The organism is Streptococcus rubneri (assembly GCF_004785935.1).
In the GTDB taxonomy this organism is placed as follows: Bacteria; Bacillota; Bacilli; order Lactobacillales; family Streptococcaceae; genus Streptococcus; species Streptococcus rubneri.
The window spans coordinates 1,251,003-1,271,757 of sequence record NZ_SRRP01000001.1; the positions used below are offsets into that span (position 1 = coordinate 1,251,003).

18 protein-coding genes are annotated in these 20,755 nt (G+C 42.8%); 6 read left to right on the top strand and 12 right to left on the bottom strand.

Translation table 11 applies throughout. The features are described 5' to 3' along the window. Positions 1–246 precede the first annotated feature (246 nt). The 3 genes from E5S68_RS06220 to E5S68_RS06230 are packed head-to-tail and all read left to right on the top strand — an operon-like array spanning position 247 to position 2,158. A complete protein-coding gene (locus E5S68_RS06220; protein WP_135782790.1) occupies positions 247–432 on the top strand; it encodes a hypothetical protein in 186 nt (61 codons plus the stop codon). Positions 433–442: 10 nt separating this feature from the next. Continuing rightward, a complete protein-coding gene (locus E5S68_RS06225; protein ID WP_070505273.1) occupies positions 443–1,351 on the top strand; it encodes an ABC transporter ATP-binding protein in 909 nt (302 codons plus the stop codon). Between the two features lie 54 nt (positions 1,352–1,405). Beyond that, on the top strand, positions 1,406–2,158 hold the full coding sequence (locus tag E5S68_RS06230) for an ABC transporter permease (RefSeq protein WP_135782791.1): 753 nt from the start codon (positions 1,406–1,408) through the stop codon (positions 2,156–2,158). A 120-nt stretch (positions 2,159–2,278) separates the two neighbouring features. Here the strand turns inward: E5S68_RS06230 and E5S68_RS06235 are convergent, their stop codons facing one another. Together E5S68_RS06235 and E5S68_RS06240 are read right to left on the bottom strand one after the other, a co-directional pair. Next, positions 2,279–3,160, bottom strand: coding sequence for a sensor histidine kinase (locus E5S68_RS06235; protein ID WP_135782792.1), 882 nt, complete (start codon positions 3,158–3,160; stop codon positions 2,279–2,281). Further along, positions 3,160–3,849, bottom strand: coding sequence for a response regulator transcription factor (locus E5S68_RS06240; RefSeq protein ID WP_167470853.1), 690 nt, complete (start codon positions 3,847–3,849; stop codon positions 3,160–3,162). Before E5S68_RS06240 ends, E5S68_RS06235 begins: the two co-directional genes overlap by 1 nt. A gap of 203 nt (positions 3,850–4,052) precedes the next feature. Between E5S68_RS06240 and E5S68_RS06245 the strand changes: the two genes are divergently transcribed. Next, the gene (locus tag E5S68_RS06245; protein WP_135782794.1) at positions 4,053–4,586 is read left to right on the top strand and encodes a hypothetical protein; all 534 of its coding nucleotides are present in this window, start codon (positions 4,053–4,055) and stop codon (positions 4,584–4,586) included. 126 nt (positions 4,587–4,712) lie between these two features. Here the strand turns inward: E5S68_RS06245 and E5S68_RS06250 are convergent, their stop codons facing one another. The 5 genes from E5S68_RS06250 to E5S68_RS06270 all read right to left on the bottom strand — a co-directional run bounded on the left by E5S68_RS06250 (position 4,713) and on the right by E5S68_RS06270 (position 11,808). Beyond that, positions 4,713–6,152 (bottom strand): 6-phospho-beta-glucosidase, encoded by a 1,440-nt coding sequence (locus E5S68_RS06250; RefSeq protein ID WP_135782795.1) that lies wholly within the window; start codon positions 6,150–6,152, stop codon positions 4,713–4,715. Positions 6,153–6,482: 330 nt separating this feature from the next. Further along, positions 6,483–7,634: an iron-containing alcohol dehydrogenase gene (locus E5S68_RS06255; RefSeq protein WP_135782796.1), complete on the bottom strand. Its 1,152-nt coding sequence runs from the start codon at positions 7,632–7,634 to the stop codon at positions 6,483–6,485. 467 nt (positions 7,635–8,101) lie between these two features. Then, complete coding sequence (spxB, locus tag E5S68_RS06260; protein ID WP_135782797.1) at positions 8,102–9,877, bottom strand: pyruvate oxidase; 1,776 nt, start codon at positions 9,875–9,877, stop codon at positions 8,102–8,104. Positions 9,878–10,264: 387 nt separating this feature from the next. Beyond that, positions 10,265–10,897: an SGNH/GDSL hydrolase family protein gene (locus E5S68_RS06265; RefSeq protein WP_135782798.1), complete on the bottom strand. Its 633-nt coding sequence runs from the start codon at positions 10,895–10,897 to the stop codon at positions 10,265–10,267. A gap of 77 nt (positions 10,898–10,974) precedes the next feature. Continuing rightward, positions 10,975–11,808, bottom strand: a complete 834-nt coding sequence (locus tag E5S68_RS06270; protein WP_135782799.1) for a Cof-type HAD-IIB family hydrolase — start codon at positions 11,806–11,808, stop codon at positions 10,975–10,977. 259 nt (positions 11,809–12,067) lie between these two features. Between E5S68_RS06270 and E5S68_RS06275 the strand changes: the two genes are divergently transcribed. Next, positions 12,068–12,943: an AraC family transcriptional regulator gene (locus E5S68_RS06275; protein WP_135782800.1), complete on the top strand. Its 876-nt coding sequence runs from the start codon at positions 12,068–12,070 to the stop codon at positions 12,941–12,943. Positions 12,944–13,056: 113 nt separating this feature from the next. On the opposite strand, the gene E5S68_RS06280 is transcribed toward E5S68_RS06275, so the two are convergent. The 5 genes from E5S68_RS06280 to E5S68_RS06300 form a co-directional block, all read right to left on the bottom strand. Then, positions 13,057–14,676, bottom strand: coding sequence for a MutS-related protein (locus E5S68_RS06280; protein WP_200773481.1), 1,620 nt, complete (start codon positions 14,674–14,676; stop codon positions 13,057–13,059). A gap of 62 nt (positions 14,677–14,738) precedes the next feature. Then, complete coding sequence (locus tag E5S68_RS06285; RefSeq protein WP_234697694.1) at positions 14,739–16,016, bottom strand: CapA family protein; 1,278 nt, start codon at positions 16,014–16,016, stop codon at positions 14,739–14,741. Between the two features lie 276 nt (positions 16,017–16,292). Continuing rightward, entirely contained in the window at positions 16,293–17,228 is a 936-nt protein-coding gene (msrB, locus tag E5S68_RS06290; protein ID WP_135782803.1) for a peptide-methionine (R)-S-oxide reductase MsrB, read from the bottom strand. Positions 17,229–17,505: 277 nt separating this feature from the next. Beyond that, positions 17,506–17,835: a helicase BlpT gene (locus E5S68_RS06295; RefSeq protein ID WP_135783109.1), complete on the bottom strand. Its 330-nt coding sequence runs from the start codon at positions 17,833–17,835 to the stop codon at positions 17,506–17,508. Positions 17,836–18,059: 224 nt separating this feature from the next. Further along, positions 18,060–18,995 carry a dihydroorotate oxidase gene (locus E5S68_RS06300; RefSeq protein WP_135782804.1) on the bottom strand — a complete coding sequence of 312 codons (936 nt, stop codon included), beginning with the start codon at positions 18,993–18,995 and terminating at the stop codon, positions 18,060–18,062. A gap of 370 nt (positions 18,996–19,365) precedes the next feature. On the opposite strand from E5S68_RS06300, the gene gdhA reads away from it, so the two are divergent. Further along, positions 19,366–20,712, top strand: coding sequence for an NADP-specific glutamate dehydrogenase (gene gdhA, locus E5S68_RS06305; protein ID WP_135782805.1), 1,347 nt, complete (start codon positions 19,366–19,368; stop codon positions 20,710–20,712). The last annotated feature ends 43 nt before the right edge of the window (positions 20,713–20,755 follow it).

The following is a 20,755-nucleotide window of genomic DNA, read 5'->3' on the forward strand; positions in this document are numbered from 1 at the left end:
TGATATCTCAAGGACTCGGGAGTTTTGAAACTTTAGGTTCAAAACTAAGTCATGGAACTTCTTCGAAGTTCGCTGACGTCCGTACTCACTTAAGGAAAGCCTCTAGAAAACTTAAACTACAAGTAACGACTAACTTTTAAAAGGTTAGTCGTTTTTTTAGAAATATTTTAGAATTGCTTGATAGTTATTTGAAAAGCAAGCTGTATACTAAGAGTGTAAAGAAAACAACCAAGAAGGAGTTCCATTATGAAAAAGAAACTAATAATTGCTACCATCGCTTCTATCCTTGCTCTTAGCATCTGGAGCCTCGTACATAATGATTTTGATTTCGAGGTCACTTACAAGGATAGTCAAACAAATATTTTAGAGACTAGCGACGAGCACGAAGGCAATGGAATCGTTTTCGATTTGTTAGAAAATAAGCTGGATTAAGGAGAAAACCATGGAAAAAGTATTAGAAATTTCCCATTTGAGTAAAAAATTCGGTCATCAATACGCCTTAAATGATGTGAATCTCACCATTCGCAAAGGCGACGTCTACGGCCTCATCGGTAAGAACGGGGCAGGGAAAACCACCCTCATCAAGGTCATCACCCAGCTGATTCAAGAAACTGATGGAAGCGTCTCCCTCTTCGCTTCCACGAATCGCTCTCAGTGGACACAAGCCCTGAAACGGGTCGGATCTGTCATTGAAAGTCCTGTGGCTCACAAGCATATGACCGCCTACCAAAACTTAGTCTACTATTGCAAGGCTCGCCATATCCCCAATCCCGACCAGGTCATCAAAGAAACCTTGAACTATGTCGGCCTGAATAATACGGGTAAGAAGAAATTCCGTGATTTTTCACTCGGGATGAAACAACGGTTGGGAATTGCGATTGCGCTCATTGCCAAGCCCGACTTCCTCATTTTGGACGAACCCATCAATGGTCTCGATCCTGTCGGAATTAAGGAATTCCGTCAGATGATCAAGCGCCTCAACGATGAACTCGGCATGACCATCCTCATTTCCAGTCACATCCTTTCCGAGCTTTATCTGGTTGCCAATCGTTTTGGCATTGTCGACCAAGGACGCCTGATCAAAGAAATTAGCAAGGCTGAATTCGAAGAACAAGGAGAAGATTACATCATCCTCAAAACTAGCCAGCTAGCCCTTGCCAGTCAACTGATCCAGGATCAGCTCCATCACCGTATCAAGGTCATCGATAAGGATGGAGAAATCCATATCTTTGGACAGACTCACGATATTAAAGTCATTGTCAAAGCGCTCGTTCAAGCGGATATTGACGTGGATGAAATCTACTATGCCCGCCAAGATTTGGAGAAATTCTTTACGGACTTGGTAGACTAGTCAACCCACCGTCTTGCATTACTTATCCCACATATTTCATTTAGGAGATTTATCATGTTGCATACCATTCAAGCAGATTTTTACAGACTTTTTCGCTCCAAAGGTTTTTGGATCACAGAAGCCATTCTCGTTCTCAATATCCTGTCTGGAGTCATCTTTGGAGCTACCGGCCACGTCGGCGTCAATACGGAATCCAAATTGCCCCAAGCGACCGAAGTTTGGACAGGCTTTAAAGCCTTGACCAACTACTCTTCCAGCATCAGTGTGACTATCCTCTTTACCATTATTGTCATCACCTTGGTCCTGGGAACAGACTTAACACAAAACTTATACAAGAATAGTCTGGCCTATGGCGTTTCGCGCACTAGCTACTACTTTGCAAAAAGCGCCGTTGTCCTGACCATTGCCCTCTTCCAATTTCTTGTTTCTTATGGTCTCGTCTTCTTGATTGCGACCCTCTACAATGGACTTGGCACCATGCCAGAGCACTTCCTTGCTCATTTTGGACTGACCGTGCTGATTCAGTTCCTTTCCACCCTGGCTTGGGTCAGCATCATTTCCTTCCTCCTTTACGCTAGCCAATCCATCACCTTGGCTTTCGTTGGCTACTTCATTGGAAATATCCTCTTAAGCCTTCCTGCGCTTTTCTTTAAAGATATTGACATTCTCCACTATCTAAACTTGGAATTCCAATATTCCATGGTCCAAAGTACGACAGCAACGAACAACACTCTCTCGATTGCCCTTGGATTCATCCTTGTTTTCAGCTTCCTGGGACTAGCTACCTTTAAACATAAAGATTTATAAGAAAAAGGCTTGGATAAAAGTCCTAGCCTCTCAATTATCTTTGGATTATCGAGCAAGACGCAGTAGTTGAGTGGGACGACGAAATCGAAGTCTAACGAATTACCGTTTTCTGTTCCACTCTCATTTTTTTAATATAATGGTTAAGATAAACCAATCTGCCTCTGTTGCCAGTTGCAAGTCTCCCCCTAAGATCTCTACAAAATTTTGAATGATGTAGAGACCCAAGCCAGAAGACTCTTCTGTATCCGAGAGATTTTCAGAGTAGAAGCGGCTAGCCAATTGGTCTAAGTGTTGGATCGGTTGTTGCACAATATTACGTAGCTCGACCCGAATCGTGTCCGCGTCCGACATCAAGGTCAAACGCGCCTGATCCTTCCCATGCTTGAGGACATTGCTAAGCATATTTTGCAAGAGTCGCTCCCAAAGCTCAGGATCGGTAGGATAATGGAGATGCTCTTCTAACTCTACCTCTAAGGCGATCCCCGCCTCAGACAAGCTATCATAATACTGGAATAACTGCTGGGTTAGGACTTGGCTGAGATTAACGTCTGAAAGCCGAGGCTGGATGGCTCCCTCCATCAAGCGTCTGTACTCCAAGAGAGATTCCAAGCGTTTTGAGACGACTTGAAGATTGGAAGCAATTTTCTTCAGCTTTTCCTCTTCTTGCGTCCCTCCCTTGATGATTTGTTGGGTATAGCCCGAAGCAATGGTCAAAGGTGTCCGGATATCGTGAGCAATATTACTGATGGCCATATCCAAGGTTTTCTTCTCTTGAAAGGCAATCCGATTGGTCCGCTCGATCTGATCAAAGAGATCACTGACCTGCTTGGTCAAGGCGACCAATTCTTTTTTTGAGACCTGAGAGGTCAACCGTACCCCACTCCCATTTTGGAGCTTCTTTTGAATTTGCTCCTGCAAATCTTTGAGAGCAGAGAGTAGGCGAAGGTAACCCAGTCCAAAGAGAAGGACAAGGACGACTAGAACTAAAACCAATCCCCACATTACTTGTCTCCTTTCAAGCGAACTCCCAAGCCCCAGACGGTTTCAATATAGTCCTCATTAGGATCGAGCTGAGCAATTTTCTTTCGGAGGTTGCTCAACTGGGCATTGAGCGTATTGTCTCCAGGCAGATAAACTTCTTCCCAGACCGCTTCATACAACTCTTCTTTGGTAAAAATCTTCTTTGGATGCGCCAGTAAGGTCTCAAAAATTTGAAATTCTTTTTTGCCCAAGCGAAGCGTATGTTCTCCAGACTCCAATTCAAAGGTTTCTGGGTTCAGGACCAGATTTTTAAAGGTCAGCTTTTTCCATGATGGAGGTTCCTGTACCGAAGTGTTGTTATTTCTCAGCTGCACCGTTACCCGAGCTGCCACTTCGTCCAGATTAAAGGGCTTGACGATATAATCATTGGCACCTGCAAGGAGATACTGGCTAATGAGGTGTTTGTCTCCAAGAGCGGTCATCATGATGACCGGCACTTGACTCTGCAAACGGATCTCCTCCAGGACCTGATCGCCATTTTTTCCAGGAAGCATGATATCGAGAAGGACCAAATCAATGGCTTCTTGCTGGAAGAGCCGCAACCCTTCTGTACCTGAAAAAGCCTGAAGGACCTCATGGTCTTCACTTAAGAGACTGTATAAAATTTCTTGGATATCATTATTATCCTCGATTAATAAAACCCGTGCCACTTGCCTCACTCCTTTTTCCTTTGAACTCCAAATCATTTCTATTCCTCTAGCCTATCAAATAAAGGGTCCTTCGTCAATGAAAATCTGATAAAATCCTATAGTACCCCTGCAAATCTGCATGTTAGGTCATCACAAGATGAACTTGACTATCCTTTCTTTCAAAAGGTATAATAGGACCAATGACACAATAGGGAGACCAGTTTATGAAAAATAATGCTAAAACTAAAATCAGCCTTGTATCCATCCTCGTCATCCTGGGCGTTGCTGCAAGAATGATGCGAGTCATCCACCGCCAGCAAATCAGGGAGCAAAACAGACAAACTATCCAAACGACTAAAAAGGTTGCAGAGTTTCAGAAAACACTAGACGAGGAAGAAACGAAGAAACGGAACGAAACCTTCAACAAGATTTATAATGAATCCCTTGTTCGGAATAAGTTTGAGCATTGGCAAAAAGTCGATGAACTTCATGGTTTGGGACAAAGAACTGGGCAGTTTTATATCTATAACTTTGAAAAAAAAGAAGAGATTCTCTTAGAGAATACTGATCAAGCATTTGTTCTACCTATTCGAAACAAGAGTGATAACGTCACATTTCAGGCTATCTTTGCCCACAAGGACGGTCAGTGGCACATCATGAAACCAGACGGAAGTTCTCAGTTGCAACTAGGAGAAGCCAGTATTTCCGCTGAATCTAAGTTTGTCATCGAGAACAATGTCTTAGACTACGACCAGTAAATCAGTAAGGAATTGGCTTAGCTACATACAAAAAGCTTAGGACCCCAACTTGTGGTTGGAATTCTAAGCTTTTTAGTTTGCTGCCAGAGAGTCATCCAGAAGATGGTTTAGCTCTAGAGGAGACTTTTATTTAACAGATGCTCCATTGGTCGCAATGACCTCTTTGTACCAATAGAAGGATTTCTTACGTGAGCGGGCTAAAGTTCCTTTTCCTTCATTGTCCCGATCAACATAGATGAAGCCGTAGCGCTTCTTCATTTCTCCAGTCCCGGCAGAGACCAGGTCAATACAGCCCCAAGTCGTATAGCCCCAGAGGACGACGCCGTCTTCATGGATGGCATCTCGCATGGCCTTGATGTGGGCAGCCAGGTAGTTAATCCGGTAATCATCAGCGACATAGCCATTTTCATCTGGAGTATCCACTGCACCAAGACCATTTTCCACGATAAACATGGGCTTTTGATAACGATCCCAGATGGTATTAAGAGTAATACGGAGACCAAGAGGATCAATCTGCCAACCCCATTCCGAGCTTTCTAGGTAGGGGTTCTTCAGAGAGGCAAAGATATTGCCCGCTGTTTTCTCCCTTTCAGCTGGATCCCCTGAAGCGACCCGACTGGCATAGTAGGAGAAGGAAATAAAGTCCACTGTATGGTCTTTCAATAATTGCAGGTCCTGTTCAGTCATCTCAACCGTAATTCCCTGACGCTCCCACTCTTTCTTAGCATAGTTAGGGTATTCCCCACGCGCCTGCACATCGATGAAGAAATAGTTCTTGTGGTCTTCTTCTAGACCAGCCCAGACATCTCGCGGAGCACAGGTATGCGGATAGTTTGGTCCTGCTGCCAACATACAGCCCACCTTGTTGTTCGGGTCAATTTCATGGGCAAGCTTGGTGGCAATGGCTGAAGCGACCAATTCATGGTGAGCCGCCTGGTATTTGACTTGCTCCTCATTCTCCCCTTCTTCAAAGCAGAGCCCCGCTCCCATAAAGGGGGCGTGGAGGATCATATTGATCTCATTAAAGGTCAGCCAGTAGTTGACCAAGCCCTTGTAACGAGTGAAGAGCGTTCGGCAGAGGCGTTCGTAGTATTCCAACATCTTGCGACTACGCCACCCTCCATACTCTGTAATCAAATGCATGGGGCAGTCAAAGTGGGTAATGGTCACCAAGGGCTCAATGCCATACTTGTGGCACTCCTTAAAGAGGTCTTCATAAAACTGTAGACCCGCTTCATTCGGCTCCAGTTCATCCCCTTTTGGGAAGATCCGAGACCAGGCAATGGACAAGCGATAGGTTTTAAAGCCCATTTCCCCAAAGAGGGCAATGTCTTCCTTGTAGCGATGGTACATATCAATGCCATCTTTAGCCGGGTAAAAATAGCCCTCTTCAAAGTCGAACATCTTTTTCTGACCCGTAATAATCACATGACGATCAGGCCCAATCGGTACCACATCCACATTGGCCAAGCCACGGCCATCTTCATTATAAGCTCCCTCACACTGGTTAGCAGCAGTTGCTCCACCCCAAAGGAAACCATCTGGAAATTGAAGTTTGTCTGTCATCTCTCTACCTCACTTGATTTGATAGTTCTATTATACCCCTCTCTAACCCAAAAGTCTTACAGCATCCTATGAAAAACTGATACTATTCTAAGATTGTTTCTGTTCGCATGCAACACAAAAAGACCGGATGACTCCGATCTTTCCTTTGTTATTCATAACGCTTAGTGATTATAAAACTACTTCCAAGAAAAGGCAGAACAAAGATAACTTTGAGTTATATAAAGCATCGTTTAGCATCTGTGTCCAAAAGAGCTCCTCCTGTAAGAAGTAAACCCAGCCTTATCTACATTAGCAAATTATTCTTTTCTATTTCCCTAGCTATGCTAACCATTAAAACAACTCTTTATAAAAGGCAATTGTTTCTTCCAAGGTTGGCATAAATGGATTTCCTGGAGCACAGGCATCAATGAGGGCATTTTTAGAAAGGTATTCAAAATCAAACTCTTCTTCCTTGATATCCAATTCTGTTAATTTCTTAGGAATTCCGACAGTTTCAGATAATTTCTCAATTTCAGCAATAGCATAATCCGCACACTCGGTATCTGTTTTCCCTTCTGTATGAAGTCCTAGAGCCTTGGCTACATTCCGAAAGGCTACTGGCACTCGCTTAGCATTCTCACGCTCAACAACAGGAAGCAACATGGCACAGCAAACACCATGTGGAAGGTGGTAAACCGCACCTAATTGGTGAGCCATGGAGTGCACATACCCCAACCCCGCATTGTTAAAGGCCATTCCTCCAAGGAAAATAGCATTCACCATAGCTTCACGTGCTTCAATATCCTGCCCATTTGCCACCGCACGTGGTAAATATTCTTTGATCAATTCAATCGCTCCAATAGAAAGTTTTTTGGTAACGTCATAGGCACCTGGTGTGACCAAGGCTTCAATGGCATGAGTGAGGGCATCCATACCTGTCGCTGCTGTTAAATCAGCTGGTTTTGAAAGCATCAGTTCAGGGTCATTGACAGAGACAAGAGCTAAGCTATTCTTGTCAACCATGACCATTTTAACCTTTCTTTCTTCGTCCGTAATGACATAGTTGATGGTAATCTCTGCAGAAGTTCCCGCAGTTGTGTTGATTGCTACAACTGGAAGTCCCTTTTCTTTAGACTTATGAAGGCCTTCATAATCCTGTGGTTTCCCACCATTTGTGGCCATGATAGAGATGCAGCTTGCTGCATCCTGTGGAGAGCCCCCACCAACTGAAACGATAAAGTCACAGTTATTTTCTTTTAACACAGCTAACCCATCATAGACATTCTTACATGATGGATTTGGATCTACATCCTCAAATACAACATACTCGATCCCATCTGCTTCTAAGGGAGCTGTTACCTTAGGCAAAATATCGCTCGATGCAATGTAGTGGTCTGTGACAATCAAAGCTTTCTTGAAGCCCAATTCCTTAACGTGACTTCCAAATTCGTTGATCACTCCACGACCGATAAGGTTGACTGCTGGTACATAAAAAACTGACATTTCTTTTTCTCCATTCTTCTTATATTGATATAATTATAATACTCTAACGAGTTTTAATCAACTATTTTGTGATTTTTTTAACAAAATTTTATTTGATAGAAGGGAGGTCGCACCTCCCTTATCATCATCATCTTTCACTGTCCTCTCTCCAGTCTACATCCAAGAATCCTAGGTGCAGTGTAATAGTAGAGAATCTAGCACTTTCTTCTAATTCTTGATCTGTGATTTCTTATTTCATGACTCCTCCATTTCCCAGACAAGAAGGGATAAGTGACATTTTTCAAACAGATGAATAAAGAACAGATCAATCAAAAGCTTAAAGGCCAGATATTAGCATGAACAAAAAAAACGACTCAAAAAAGATCGGACCAATGAATGGCTCCGATCTTTTTTCTTAATAGGTTTTACTCTATGAAAATCAAAACATAAAATCTACAATGTTTACATTTGATTTTCGACAAGAGGAATTATTTAATCGCGCGTGATTGCAACCCTTCTTCTTCCAAGAAGAGGCGGAATGGTACAAGCTCTTCAGCTTCGTATTTTTCCTTGAAGGCTTTGATCGCTTCTTCTGAGTGAAGTTTTGGATCCAACTCAAGTACTTCTACTGGAAGTGGACGGTGTTGTGTGATGCGAGCATCAATCACAACTGTCTTACCTTCTTTGTTCAATTTAACAGCTTCTGCAACAACTGCATCGATGTCTTCGATACGGTCAACTGTAAATCCTACAGCACCTTGCGCTTCAGCGATTTTCGCATAGTCAGCATTAGGGAAGTCACAACCAAACAAGTGTTTGTTTGTGTCTTCGTATTTGTCCTTGATGAAGGCATATTTACCATTTGAGAAGACAACGTTGATAACTGGAAGGTCGTATTGAACGTTTGTGATAACGTCTGGGTAGCACATGTTGAATGCACCGTCACCCATGATGTTCCATACTTGGCGATCTGGATTGTCTTTCTTAGCAGCGATACCACCAGGAAGGGCAATACCCATTGTCGCAAAGAGTGGAGATGTACGCCACATGTTCTTAGGTGTCATGTGAAGGTGACGAGTAGATGTTTGAGTAGTGTCACCTACGTCGATTGAGTAGATAGCGTCTTGATCAGCATGTTTGTTGATTGCATTGTAAACTTGATACAATTGCAATTCACCCTCAGTTTTACCTTCGAGTTTGTTCATGTAATCACGCCAGTTTTGGTTATTCTTCACGTTTGCACGCCACCATGGAGTAGACTCAACTGGGTTTACTTTATCAAGGATAGCTTTAGTTGCTTGACCTGCATCACCAAGGATTGAAGCGTCAAGGGCGTGGCGTTTACCAAGTTTGTAAGGGTCGATATCCACTTGGATGAATTTTTCAGTGTTTTTGAATGCTTCGTATACTTCAGCAAATGGGAAGTTTGAACCAAGGAAAAGAACTGTGTCTGCTTCAAAGACCACTTCGTTGGCTGGTTTCCAACCAACACGGTAAGCAGAACCTGTCAAACCTTCGTAGTTCCATTCGAACGCTTCGAAGTTTTTACCAGTTGTGATGATTGGTGCTTTGATTTTACGTGACAATTCAGTAATTACTTCACCAGCTTTAACACCACCGTAACCAGCGTAGATAACTGGACGTTCAGCGTTGTTCAAAATTTCAACAGCTTTGTCGATTTCAACTTCGTTCAAAGCAGGAGCGATGAATGAACGCTCGTAAGAACCTGAACCGTAGTATGAGTTTTCGTCGATTTCTTGGAAACCAAAGTTTACTGGAATTTCAACGACAGCTGGACCTTTTTTAGAAACGGCAGCACGGCAAGCTTCGTCGATGACTTTTGGCAATTGTTCTGCGTAAGCTACACGTTTGTTGTAAACAGCGATACCGTTGTACATTGGGTTTTGGTTGAGCTCTTGGAAGGCATCCATGTTCAGCTCGTTGTTTGGACGTGATCCAAGGATCGCAAGGAATGGAGTGTTATCCATCGCTGCATCGTAAACACCGTTAATCAAGTGAGTCGCACCAGGTCCACCTGAACCAACTGCAACACCGATAGAACCGCCAAATTTAGCTTGCATAACCGCTGCAAGAGCACCTGTTTCTTCGTGGCGAACTTGCAAGAAACGGATATCTTTGTCTTCAGCCAAAGCGTCCATCAATGAGCTAAGTGTTCCTGAGGGGATACCGTAGATGGTATCTACGCCCCATGTTTTCAATACGTTGAGCATTGCTGCAGATGCAGTAATTTTCCCTTGAGTCATTCTAACTCTCCTTTAAATCTATTTTGATCCTTTAAAAATGCAGCATAGCGCTTCTACTCCATCTTTGCGATCAGGTTTCGTTTTGAAAATGAGTTTTTTCTGACATTTCTCATGAAAACGATTTACAAAACGATTACAGTATTAATTTATCACAAAGAGATTCACATGTATAAGAATCTGCTCAGAGATGCTCTATAACTGTTACATAACACACTATCTTATTCTGTTATATTTTGGCAACATATCGGATAATAGCTCTCCTAAAACGCATAAAATAAGTAATTTAATTTAAGTAAAATTAATACAAAAATTGACGATCGGTTCATCTGTTACACTAAAAAAGTAAAAAAACCTAGCAAGAAAATCTCCTTTTCTTGCTAGGATATCTTATAATTCTTTTTGAAGCCGTTCACTTAAAACTCTATACCCCTCAATCGTTAAATGAAGACCATCTGTTGTATAAGCTGGCTTGAGTTGACCATCTGCTCCGAGCAGACAGTCAAAAACATCGATAAATTCGACATTTACCATTCCTTCAGCTAGATCACGATAGGCCTGATTCAAAGCCTGAATCTTTTGGTTGCTCCGGATATAGACTGTTCCCTTATAGATTGCGCCCTCATTAACAGGGAGAACCGAAAGGAGTTTGATTTGAGCCAGGGGTAAGAGCCGTGCTATCTCCTGTAGGATACTGGTCATATGATCGATGGTTTCCGACAGGGGCATCTCCTTACCAATATCATTGGTTCCAATCAGTAAGAAGACCTTGTCCACCACTTGGCCGAAAATGTGGGCGTCTAAATGGTGGTCTAAGAGGTCTGTCTTATAGCCTCTGATGCCTCGATTGACCAAATACTTATCTGTCAAAAACAACTCTTGAAGAGGATAGTATTCGACGATAGAGTCCCCTATAAAAAGGATATCTGGTTCCCTCAAAGGATTTCGATTGAGCTCTCGGTATTTGTTTTGTATTTTTTCCTGTTCTTTTAACAGCCAGGTTTCCAATAATTGTACAGCCATGAAGACTCCTTTCTTTTAGTATGGTAGCATGAAATCCACTTGCTATCCAAAGGAGTGAACTTACAGCGATGCATATGCTAACCCAAATCTAGTTCCCCCTCTAAATAGGCTTCGATGATTTTATAGACCCCACCTTCCTGGTGAGACGGCGCGGAATATCGGGCTGCTTTTCGAGCATGCTCATCCGCATTTTCCATCGCATAGGAATAAGTCGCCAACTCAAGCATTTCGACATCGTTTTGACTATCGCCAAAGGCCATCAAGTGACCACCATCCACGCCCCAATGTTCTTCTAGAAACTGAATAGCTGTGGCTTTGTTGACCTCAGGTTGCAGAATATCAATGGCTCCATAGCCACTGGCAGCTGGAAGAAGGCGCTCCCCAAACTCTTCCCTAATTTCTTGTACGAAAGAGGCTACGTTTTCTGGTTCAGTGACGACACTCAACTTGAGGACCTGTTCACCATGTTCTTGGACTAAGTCGTCTACAAACTGCATCCGTTTGTAAAAAGCAGTAGTTAGCTCCGGCGTCATCAATTGTTCTAAAAGAGGAAATTCTGTTCCCTTCTTAGCAAAACCTCCAGTAAGGCTACTCACGACCAGATGAAGCTCTTGCTCGCGTCCCGCTAGATGACGTAAAACTTCCTGTACCAACTCTTCAGGCCAGGTACACTCTCGGATCAATTCTCCTTTTTCTAGGACTCGTGCCCCATTCGCTAGAACCAGGGTAACTCGGTCCTTTATCTCTCCTAATACATGGGCCATTCGACTATATCCATTCCCTGTCGCAATGACAAAAGGAATTCCTCTTAGATCCAGTTGATCTAAAATAGCACTTAAACGCTCACGATCAATTTCTCCTCGCTCGTTCATGAGAGTCCCGTCCATATCTGTTGCAATCATTTGTATCATATCGCCACCTCTTGGCCTTATTCTATCCCTATTATACACTTTTCTTTCTTGGTTTAGGAAACATCTTTCCCCAAAGACCTGCTCTCCTTCATCTCTTCTTAAAAATTAACAAAAATCTCATCCCTTCTCTTTAATTTTTTGTCCAATTTTATTATAATATAGATAGTAGAATTTTCCCTGTATAGATCAACTAGCAGACTCTTTCATTTCCAGTACAACATTCGGTCTGCTTTCCCCGCTAAAGACATAAGAGGTAGTAATGAAAACTGACACTCTATACCGACAAACAACTTTTGCCAATAAGGATTTTCCTTTTTCTATCAAACAGATCCTAACTCAAAATGGGCAACCAGACATTTTATTTCACTGGCATACCGATATCGAAATTATTTATGTAAGTGAAGGCACAGCCCAGTTCCATATCGATTATGAGTATTTTGATAGCCAAGCTGGTGACATTATCTTGATCCGACCAAATGCCCTCCATTCCATCCACCCTATCCAAAGAGCCACCCATACTATGGATGTCCTCCACTTTAATCTGGACTTAGTTGGGATTAGCCATAAAAATATTGCGACCCTTAAATACTTGCAACCTTTGCACAATGGAGATTTTGAATTTGCGCGTCGCATCCAACCAGACGCTCCAGGCTATGAAGAAATCAAGAGCTGTCTTTTGGACTGTATGAAAAACGGGAGAGACCAAGGCCCCTTCTATGAGCTCCGCATTAAATCCCAGCTTAACGAGCTCCTTTATCTTCTCTATTCTCATCACTACATCGTCGAGAAGAAATTCTCCACAGAGGCCTACCGAAGAGAAGAAAAAATTCGCTTGGTTCTTGATCATATCTCTGATCACTATCAAGAAGAACTCATGATTGAGCAGTTGGCAGAGCTTTGCAATTTTAGTCCAACCCACTTTATGAACTTTTTCAAAAAACAACTGGGGATTTCCTGTATGGAATACATCATTCAATTCCGTCTCAAAAAAGCTGCCCATCTTTTGCAGCATTCAGATCAAGCCATCATTGAGATTGCTAGCCAGTCAGGCTTCAATAATCTCTCAAACTTTAACCGCCAGTTTAAGAAATACTACGAAACAACTCCTAGTCACTATCGAAAAGCCTGCCTCTAATCAAACCATCAAACAGTAAAAGGACATAGAACATGTTTAAGCCAGATGTTCTATGTCCTTTTAATTTATTTACAGTAGGAACCTGGGATAGAGCCAAGTACCTCGTATCTTTATCAGTTCAACATTCTTTTCAAAGACCATTTCCCTGTTTCTTCATATTGTTCAATTAACTCTTGAGCAGTTAGAGTAATTTCCGAAGGGAAATGGAGGCTTTTTAATGTATTCACCGCGTTCTTAGTCACTGCCGAGCCCTGCTTTATGTGATAATCAAAGACAATTTTTCCATCGACATAGCGACTATCGAAATGATAATTATCATTTACTGCACCAGATGCTACGACTAACTCAATGTCATGACTCGATATCATATACAAGCAATTACGACCAGATAGCCAGCGGACAATGCCCAATCCTGCTCCAATTCGCTCGATGGTATTGGTTCCTTTAAAGAGTTCATCAATAAAGAAATAATGAAAACCAGGCTTTTTTAGATTCTCAATCATTCTGAGAATCGTTTTACTCTCTGTAATAAAATAACTATCTCCAACCTCAATATCATCGCTGACATCCATGGAAGTCATAACATGTCCATAAGGAAGCTCAAAACTTTCACCATAGGCGAATCCCAATCCCTGAGCCAGAATACAGTTAATGGCTACCATTTTCAGATAAGTAGATTTCCCCGAGGCATTATCCCCACTAATCACCATATTTTTTTCAAAACTGACATCGTTCACAACAGGATTCGCTATCAAAGGGTGGTAGATCCCCTTACCCTTGATCCCTCCATCTTGTTTAAAACAGGGATGACAGACCAATTTACCATCACGCTTATGGCGTAGAAGGCTAATAGCTACTTCCAATTCGCCCAAAAGATTGATTGTTTCCTGCGCTTCTTTCTGATGAGCCCTCACTTGCTGATAGATATAGATCTGGGCAATCTGCGGAATTAAGAAAAGAAAATTAAGGTAAATCAGGATAATTTCCATCTCGGAGTTTCCTGTTGGACTTTGTAAGATGCTGGAAATGACTTTCGTCTTCTTAAATGGTTGGACAGCCTGTTTGAGTGCTTCTTGTTTCGGAAGCGCTAAACGACTCAACTTTTCCGCTGAAGCAAAGATGCGAACCAGGTAACTAACTTGATCCAAGCGCGTTTTATTCGACCAATTCCGAATGCTCGAAAAAATGATATTAAACGTCACACTCGCTATCAAGACTGAAAAGGCTTGAATTTTAAAAAACGGAAGAAAGAAAAGAGAGAGGACTGGCAAACACGCTAAAAAAATATAGAGAGAAAGATAGATCCTCGAATCTTGATTCCCTGGATTAGCGACAATACTTCTAGCCATATTGTGATTCTTTTTCCCCAATTGGTTCATGATTACCTGAACCCTCAGACGAAGATCAGGCTGACGTTCAAAAAATTCCTCCAACTCCCTCAAAGAGTCATCTGGTTGAAATGTTAGCAAACGCATTTTCTGATACAAAGCTTCTGCTCCTATACTAGACTGCGTATAGTTCAACTGATCAAACACTTTATGTAAAGCCAAATCATACCAAGTTTGATCGTCTACCTGGCTATCTGTTGGTTGGATGGTAGAAGCTAGCAACATACCATCCACTAAACTTTCTTCAGTATCTTTTTTGATAAAGAACCGTTCTCCATCCCATGCCTTTGCTAATCTTTTCCTCAGACGAATCATTGACATATAATTTGTTAGAACAATAACCATGACCAGTCCAATGAGGCCAACTGGCAGCCATCCAAGATTGTCCACTCTCTATTTTTTCCTTCCTATTTCCAATCCAAATGAACGTGTTCTTTCATTTCCTGATATGCCGCATCCACTCGGTCCTTGGTGTCCTCATCTAATTTTTCCCGGTATTTCCCTCCCTCAATCCAGTCCTCTAAGATATAAGTCTGGTAATGATAGAGTTCATAGCCCTCAGGGGAATAGGTCCCCTTTGGTGTCCGGCTAACCCAGGTCGGATGAGCCTTTGCTGTCTTGATTCGTGTTTTACGCCCTACTTTTTCGACCGTGACATCCATCAAGACCCCTCGCTCAGTCCATTGAGCGTTCTCTATCTCTTCCATGGTTTCTATCCGTTGATTCGAAAGAAAATTTCCCATAGAATAAATAATCAGCTTTTGCTGTCCATCCTTATCAACAATTTCAGAAGGCTGAACCACATGGGGATGACCGCCAAAAACGATATCAGCTCCCCAAGAAATCATTTTATGATAAAGTTCCTTTTGTTCCTCCGTCGGCTCTAGGTCGTACTCAATTCCCATCTGTGGCATAACGATCGTAAGATCTGCCTCAGTTTCAGCCTTTTGGATTTCCTTGCGCATGCGTTCCTCGTTGAGGTCCGACAAACGATTGTCATAATCTTCTTGATCTAAATAGGCTTCCAAGCCATTAAAACCGTAGGAATAGGCTAAAATAGCAATCTTAATGCCATTGATCTCTTTAATGAGGAGAGGAGCTTGGTCCCGTGTCTCGTGAGGATAGACCCCTACTGTCTGAATTCCAGCATCTTCAAAAGCCTTGGCTGTTGAAAAGACACCTTCCAGACCAGAATCTAGAATGTGGTTGTGGCCCAAGTCCATCACCTGGTAACCTGCCTTTTTGATCGAATCTACTACAGACTCAGGCGCATTAAAGAGAGGGTAACCAGCCAGATAATAATTCGGATTGATGGTTCCCTCGAAATCTCCTAAAACCAAGTCCGCCTGTTTCAACCAAGATTTAGCATAGCGATAATTCTCAGAAAAATCATAGCTTCCATCTTCCTTGGCTGCACTCATATAGAGCAAGTCATGATAAAGCTGATCTCCATTGGCCATGATCCGAGCCGTCCGAGGGATTTGATTCGCATCCAGTTCTTCCTTTTGTTCGATACTATCTGGCATTTCTGTCGCTGTAATGGGAAAACCATTAAATTTTTGTACCCACAAGACTACATTGGCAGCCGCAAATACAGTAATCAGCAAACCATAGACAAACTGTTCATTTGTCAAATGGATCGCTGTTACCTTTTCCAATCCAGCATCCAACCATTCATTGAACATAGTCAGAATATCTTTTCCGACTCCTTTCCACCCTTTCAGAAGATCCTTCCAATTTTTCATCCTTTTTCCTCTTCCCATTCTTTTCTCGCACCCAAAGGACTTTCCCTAGCAAAAATCTGCTAGGGGAGCTAATACCCTTTTTTTTCATTGTAACACAATTTTGATAAAAGAAAAAAGGTTGACCTAGCATTCACAAAGTTCTTGTTTTCCTTACCTACAAAGCTCCACATGAGGAAGAGAAAAGAGAGGATAACCCCCTCTCTTTGAAACATCCTCTTACTGTAAGTCCTTGATTAAGTTCCCATATCCTTCTTGCTCCATTTCCTCTTTCGGAATAAAGCGCAGAGAGGCTGAATTGATACAATAGCGAAGGCCTCCTTGGTCTCTTGGTCCATCGGTAAAGACATGACCGAGGTGGGTATTGCCTGAGCGGGAACGAACTTCAATCCGCTCCATCCCGTGGCTATGATCCTGGTAATAATGAACGACATCTTTGGCAATAGGGCGAGAGAAACTCGGCCATCCACAGCCAGACGCAAACTTATCCTTGGCAAAGAAGAGGGGCTCTCCAGTCGTGATATCCACGTAGATACCCTCTTCAAAGGTCTGGTCATAGGCATTGTGGAAAGGGCGCTCTGTCGCACTCTCTTGAGTGACTTGGTACTGCTCCTCTGTCAATCGTGCCTTTAATTCCTCTTGACTGGGCTTGGGATAGGTTGCCGGATCAATCAAGGGTTGGTCAGCATCCGTCACATCGATATGGCAATAGCCCCCAGGATTCTTCTTGAGGTAGTCTTGGTGGTAGTCCTCAGCTAGGATGTAGTGCCGCAAAGGTTCTAGTTCCACCGCGATCCTGCGGCCAAGCTGCTCTTCTAGCTCCGCAAACACTTGGGCGATCACCTCACGGTCCGCATCGTCCAGGTAATAGACACCGGTTCGGTACTGGCGACCTCGATCATTTCCCTGTTTGTTCATGGACAAGGGATCAATCACACGGAAATAGTAGAGCAGAATCGCTCGTAGGGTGATTTTGTCTGGATCGTAGATGACCTGAACGGTCTCTGCATGATCCGTTTCCTTGATCAGTTGGTAATTGGTCGTTTCCACCTGGCCATTGGCATAGCCCACTGTCGTCTGTTCTACACCAGGGATCCGTGAAAAATACTCCTCCAATCCCCAAAAACAGCCACCTGCTAGATAAATCTCTGCCATCTTTTTTCCTCGCTTCCTGCATTCCCTAAGAGGAACGCTTGACATCTATTAGCTCCATCATAATCCAAGAGGCTCAGATTTTCAAGGATTCTGCATCAAAAATCCCTTCTACTATACCAGTAAAAGGGATTAGATTATTCTTATTTTTCAAATAGGAAAAAGAGTGAGTAGTAGAAATTCCAAAATGATATGGTTAACTGATGTAGAAAATCATGAAGGACTAGCATGACCAACACCTCCTCTGAATATCTGTGGACAAACACAAAGCTATCATCAACTACAAAACCACTGTCGGTCCGTAGACCTGTAACTGAGACTTCACCCTGTCATAATGAAAGCGATCATACACTCTCCAAGCTTGAAACGTTGCTTCATCCAAGTGCAGGGCACTCAAACCAATCAAGAAGCTCGCTCTTTGATAAAACTTCTCTAGCTCCATTAAGACACGATTGTCCACACGCTCTACCTCTTTTAAATAGCGAAGGATATAGTCCAGATTTTCCTGAAATCGGACTGCGTCTGGAATGGTCTGGGAATAAGCCAAAAAGGAGTCCTCAATAGCTTGAATAGTAAGCAAGGCTTCCTGAATAAAGTCACCAGCTCCCATGAGAATCACCTTCCTTTCCGAACTTACCAAAAAAGAAACAAACTCATTCTTCACCTAAATCCTTTCATCTTCATTATACACCATTTCACTCCTATCTGAGCAAAATATAGTTGCAAAACAACTGAAACCAGGACCAGTTTTTTGTCACTCTTTGCAGTTTAAGAAAAGCTAAAAAGAACCCCTCCGTTCTTAGTAACGTGAGGGGTTCTTCTCATCATCCTAACTTAATCCATATAGCGCAGTTTCCCACGGAAGTCTTCTAGGCTTTGGTAGCCTTTTTCTTCCATGATGGCTTTGAGTTCCGCAGTAATGCGATCAAAAGCCCCTACTCCTTCTTTATGAAGGGTGGTTCCGATTTGCACCATACTAGCTCCACAAAGGATATGCTCAAAGGCATCGCGACCGGTCAAGACGCCACCTGTCCCTACAATCTGAATTTCTGGATTCAACCGTTGGTAAAAGGCATGGACATTGGCCAGAGCAGTTGGCTTGATGTATTCTCCACCAATCCCACCAAAGCCGTTCTTCGGACGGATCACTACGGATTCATCCTCGATGTAGAGGCCGTTTCCAATCGAGTTGACGCAGTTGACAAACTTGAGCGGGTATTTGTTAAAGATCGCTGCTGCTTGATCAAAATGGACGATATCAAAGTAAGGCGGTAGTTTAATCCCCAGTGGTTTAGTAAAGTAAGCAAAAACTTCTGAAAGGATACGATCCGTCATCTCAAAATCATAGGCAATCTGAGGCTTCCCAGGAACATTGGGACAAGAAAGGTTTAACTCCGTCAAACCTTTAAAGTCACTGTCTTGCACTTTTTTCAAGATGGTATGGGTCTCTTCAGGAGACATACCGACGAGAGATAAGAAGAAAGTCCGGTCAGGATCCCTTTCTTGCAAGTCCAATAGGTAATTCAAATAATAGTCCAAACCTTGGTTGGGCAGACCCATAGAATTGATTGAACCAAGTGGCACATCTTGGTAGCGTGGCTCTGGATTTCCAGCACGGAACTCCAAGGTCGCAGTCTTGGTCACAAATGTTCCCGCAGCAGAATTCTTTACTTCTTCAAGTTCTGCAATTGTCATACAGGCCACACCAGCAGCATTCATCAGGCAGTTGTCAAACTCAAAACCTGCAATGTTTGTTTTTGTCGATACCATCTTCTTCTCCTTGGAACGAATTCTTACAGCCATTATAGCACGAAAATGACCTCTAGAGTTCAGAAAACTAGAAATTAAGAAAGAACGTCCGGAAATAGAAAAATCGCCTTGTATTTCTCTCTCTTTCTAGAGATTATTGAATAGAAATACCGTACATCTTCAGATGATTGTTACCTTATGAAACTATTTAAGTCTACTCAAATTCAAGTCGTGAAAATTTTCTGAAAATTCAACTTTTTTCTTTACAAGACAAAAAAAGTCTGCTATAATTGTCCACGTAATAAAGCATGACATTGCTTCTAGCAGTGCCTTCATACCCAGTAAGACAGCCCCTACTGGCATTCGTTTCAATAAAAAAAGGAGAAACAAGATGACAACTGCAAAAGAATATATCCAAAGCACTTTCGAAACTGTAAAAGCTCGTAATAGCCATGAAGCAGAATTCCTTCAAGCTGTTGAAGAGTTCCTTAGCACTTTGGAACCTGTATTTGAAAAACATCCAGAATACATTGAAGAAAACATCTTGGCCCGTATCACTGAGCCAGAGCGCGTAATTTCTTTCCGTGTTCCTTGGGTTGACCGTGATGGAAAGGTTCAAGTGAACCGTGGTTATCGTGTCCAGTTTAACTCAGCTGTTGGTCCATACAAAGGCGGACTTCGTTTCCACCCAACTGTTAACCAAGGGATCTTGAAATTCCTCGGCTTCGAACAAATCTTCAAAAACGTCTTGACCGGCCTTCCTATCGGTGGTGGTAAAGGTGGATCTGATTTCGATCCTAAAGGCAAGACTGACGCTGAAGTCATGCGTTTCTGCCAAAGCTTCATGACAGAATTGCAAAAATACATCGGACCTTCTCTTGACGTACCTGCTGGTGATATCGGGGTTGGTGGACGTGAGATCGGATACCTTTACGGACAATACAAACGCCTGAACCAATTTGATGCAGGTGTCTTGACTGGTAAACCTCTTGGATTCGGTGGTAGCTTGATTCGTCCAGAAGCAACTGGTTATGGTTTGGTTTACTATACGGAAGAAATGCTAAAAGCCAACGGCGATAGCTTCGCTGGGAAGAAAGTCGTCGTTTCCGGCTCTGGTAACGTAGCCCAATACGCTCTTCAAAAAGCAACTGAACTTGGTGCAACTGTCATCTCTGTCTCTGACTCAAACGGTTATGTGATCGACGAAAACGGGATCGACTTCGATCTTCTTACAGATGTGAAAAACAACCGTCGTGCTCGTTTGACAGAATACGCTGCAGAAAAATCAACTGCTACATACTACGAAGGTTCTGTATGGACTTATACCGGCAACTATGACATCGCCCTTCCATGTGCGACTCAAAACGAGATCAACGGTGAAGCAGCGAAACGCTTGGTTACTCAAGGCGTAAAAGTTGTTTCTGAAGGAGCCAACATGCCAAGCGACCTTGATGCTATCAAAGTCTACAAAGAAAATGGCATTCTTTACGGACCTGCCAAAGCTGCCAATGCTGGTGGGGTTGCTGTATCTGCTCTTGAAATGAGCCAAAACAGCCTCCGTCTCTCTTGGACACGAGAAGAAGTAGATGGTCGTTTGAAAGATATCATGACTAACATCTTCAACACTGCTAAAACAACTGCAGAAACCTACGGTCTTGGTAAAGATTACCTTGCTGGTGCCAATATCGCAGCCTTTGAAAATGTCGCAAATGCGATGATTGCCCAAGGTATCGTTTAATTTGATTCTTTTGCCTCACCTCTGAATCCTTTGGTTTCGGAGG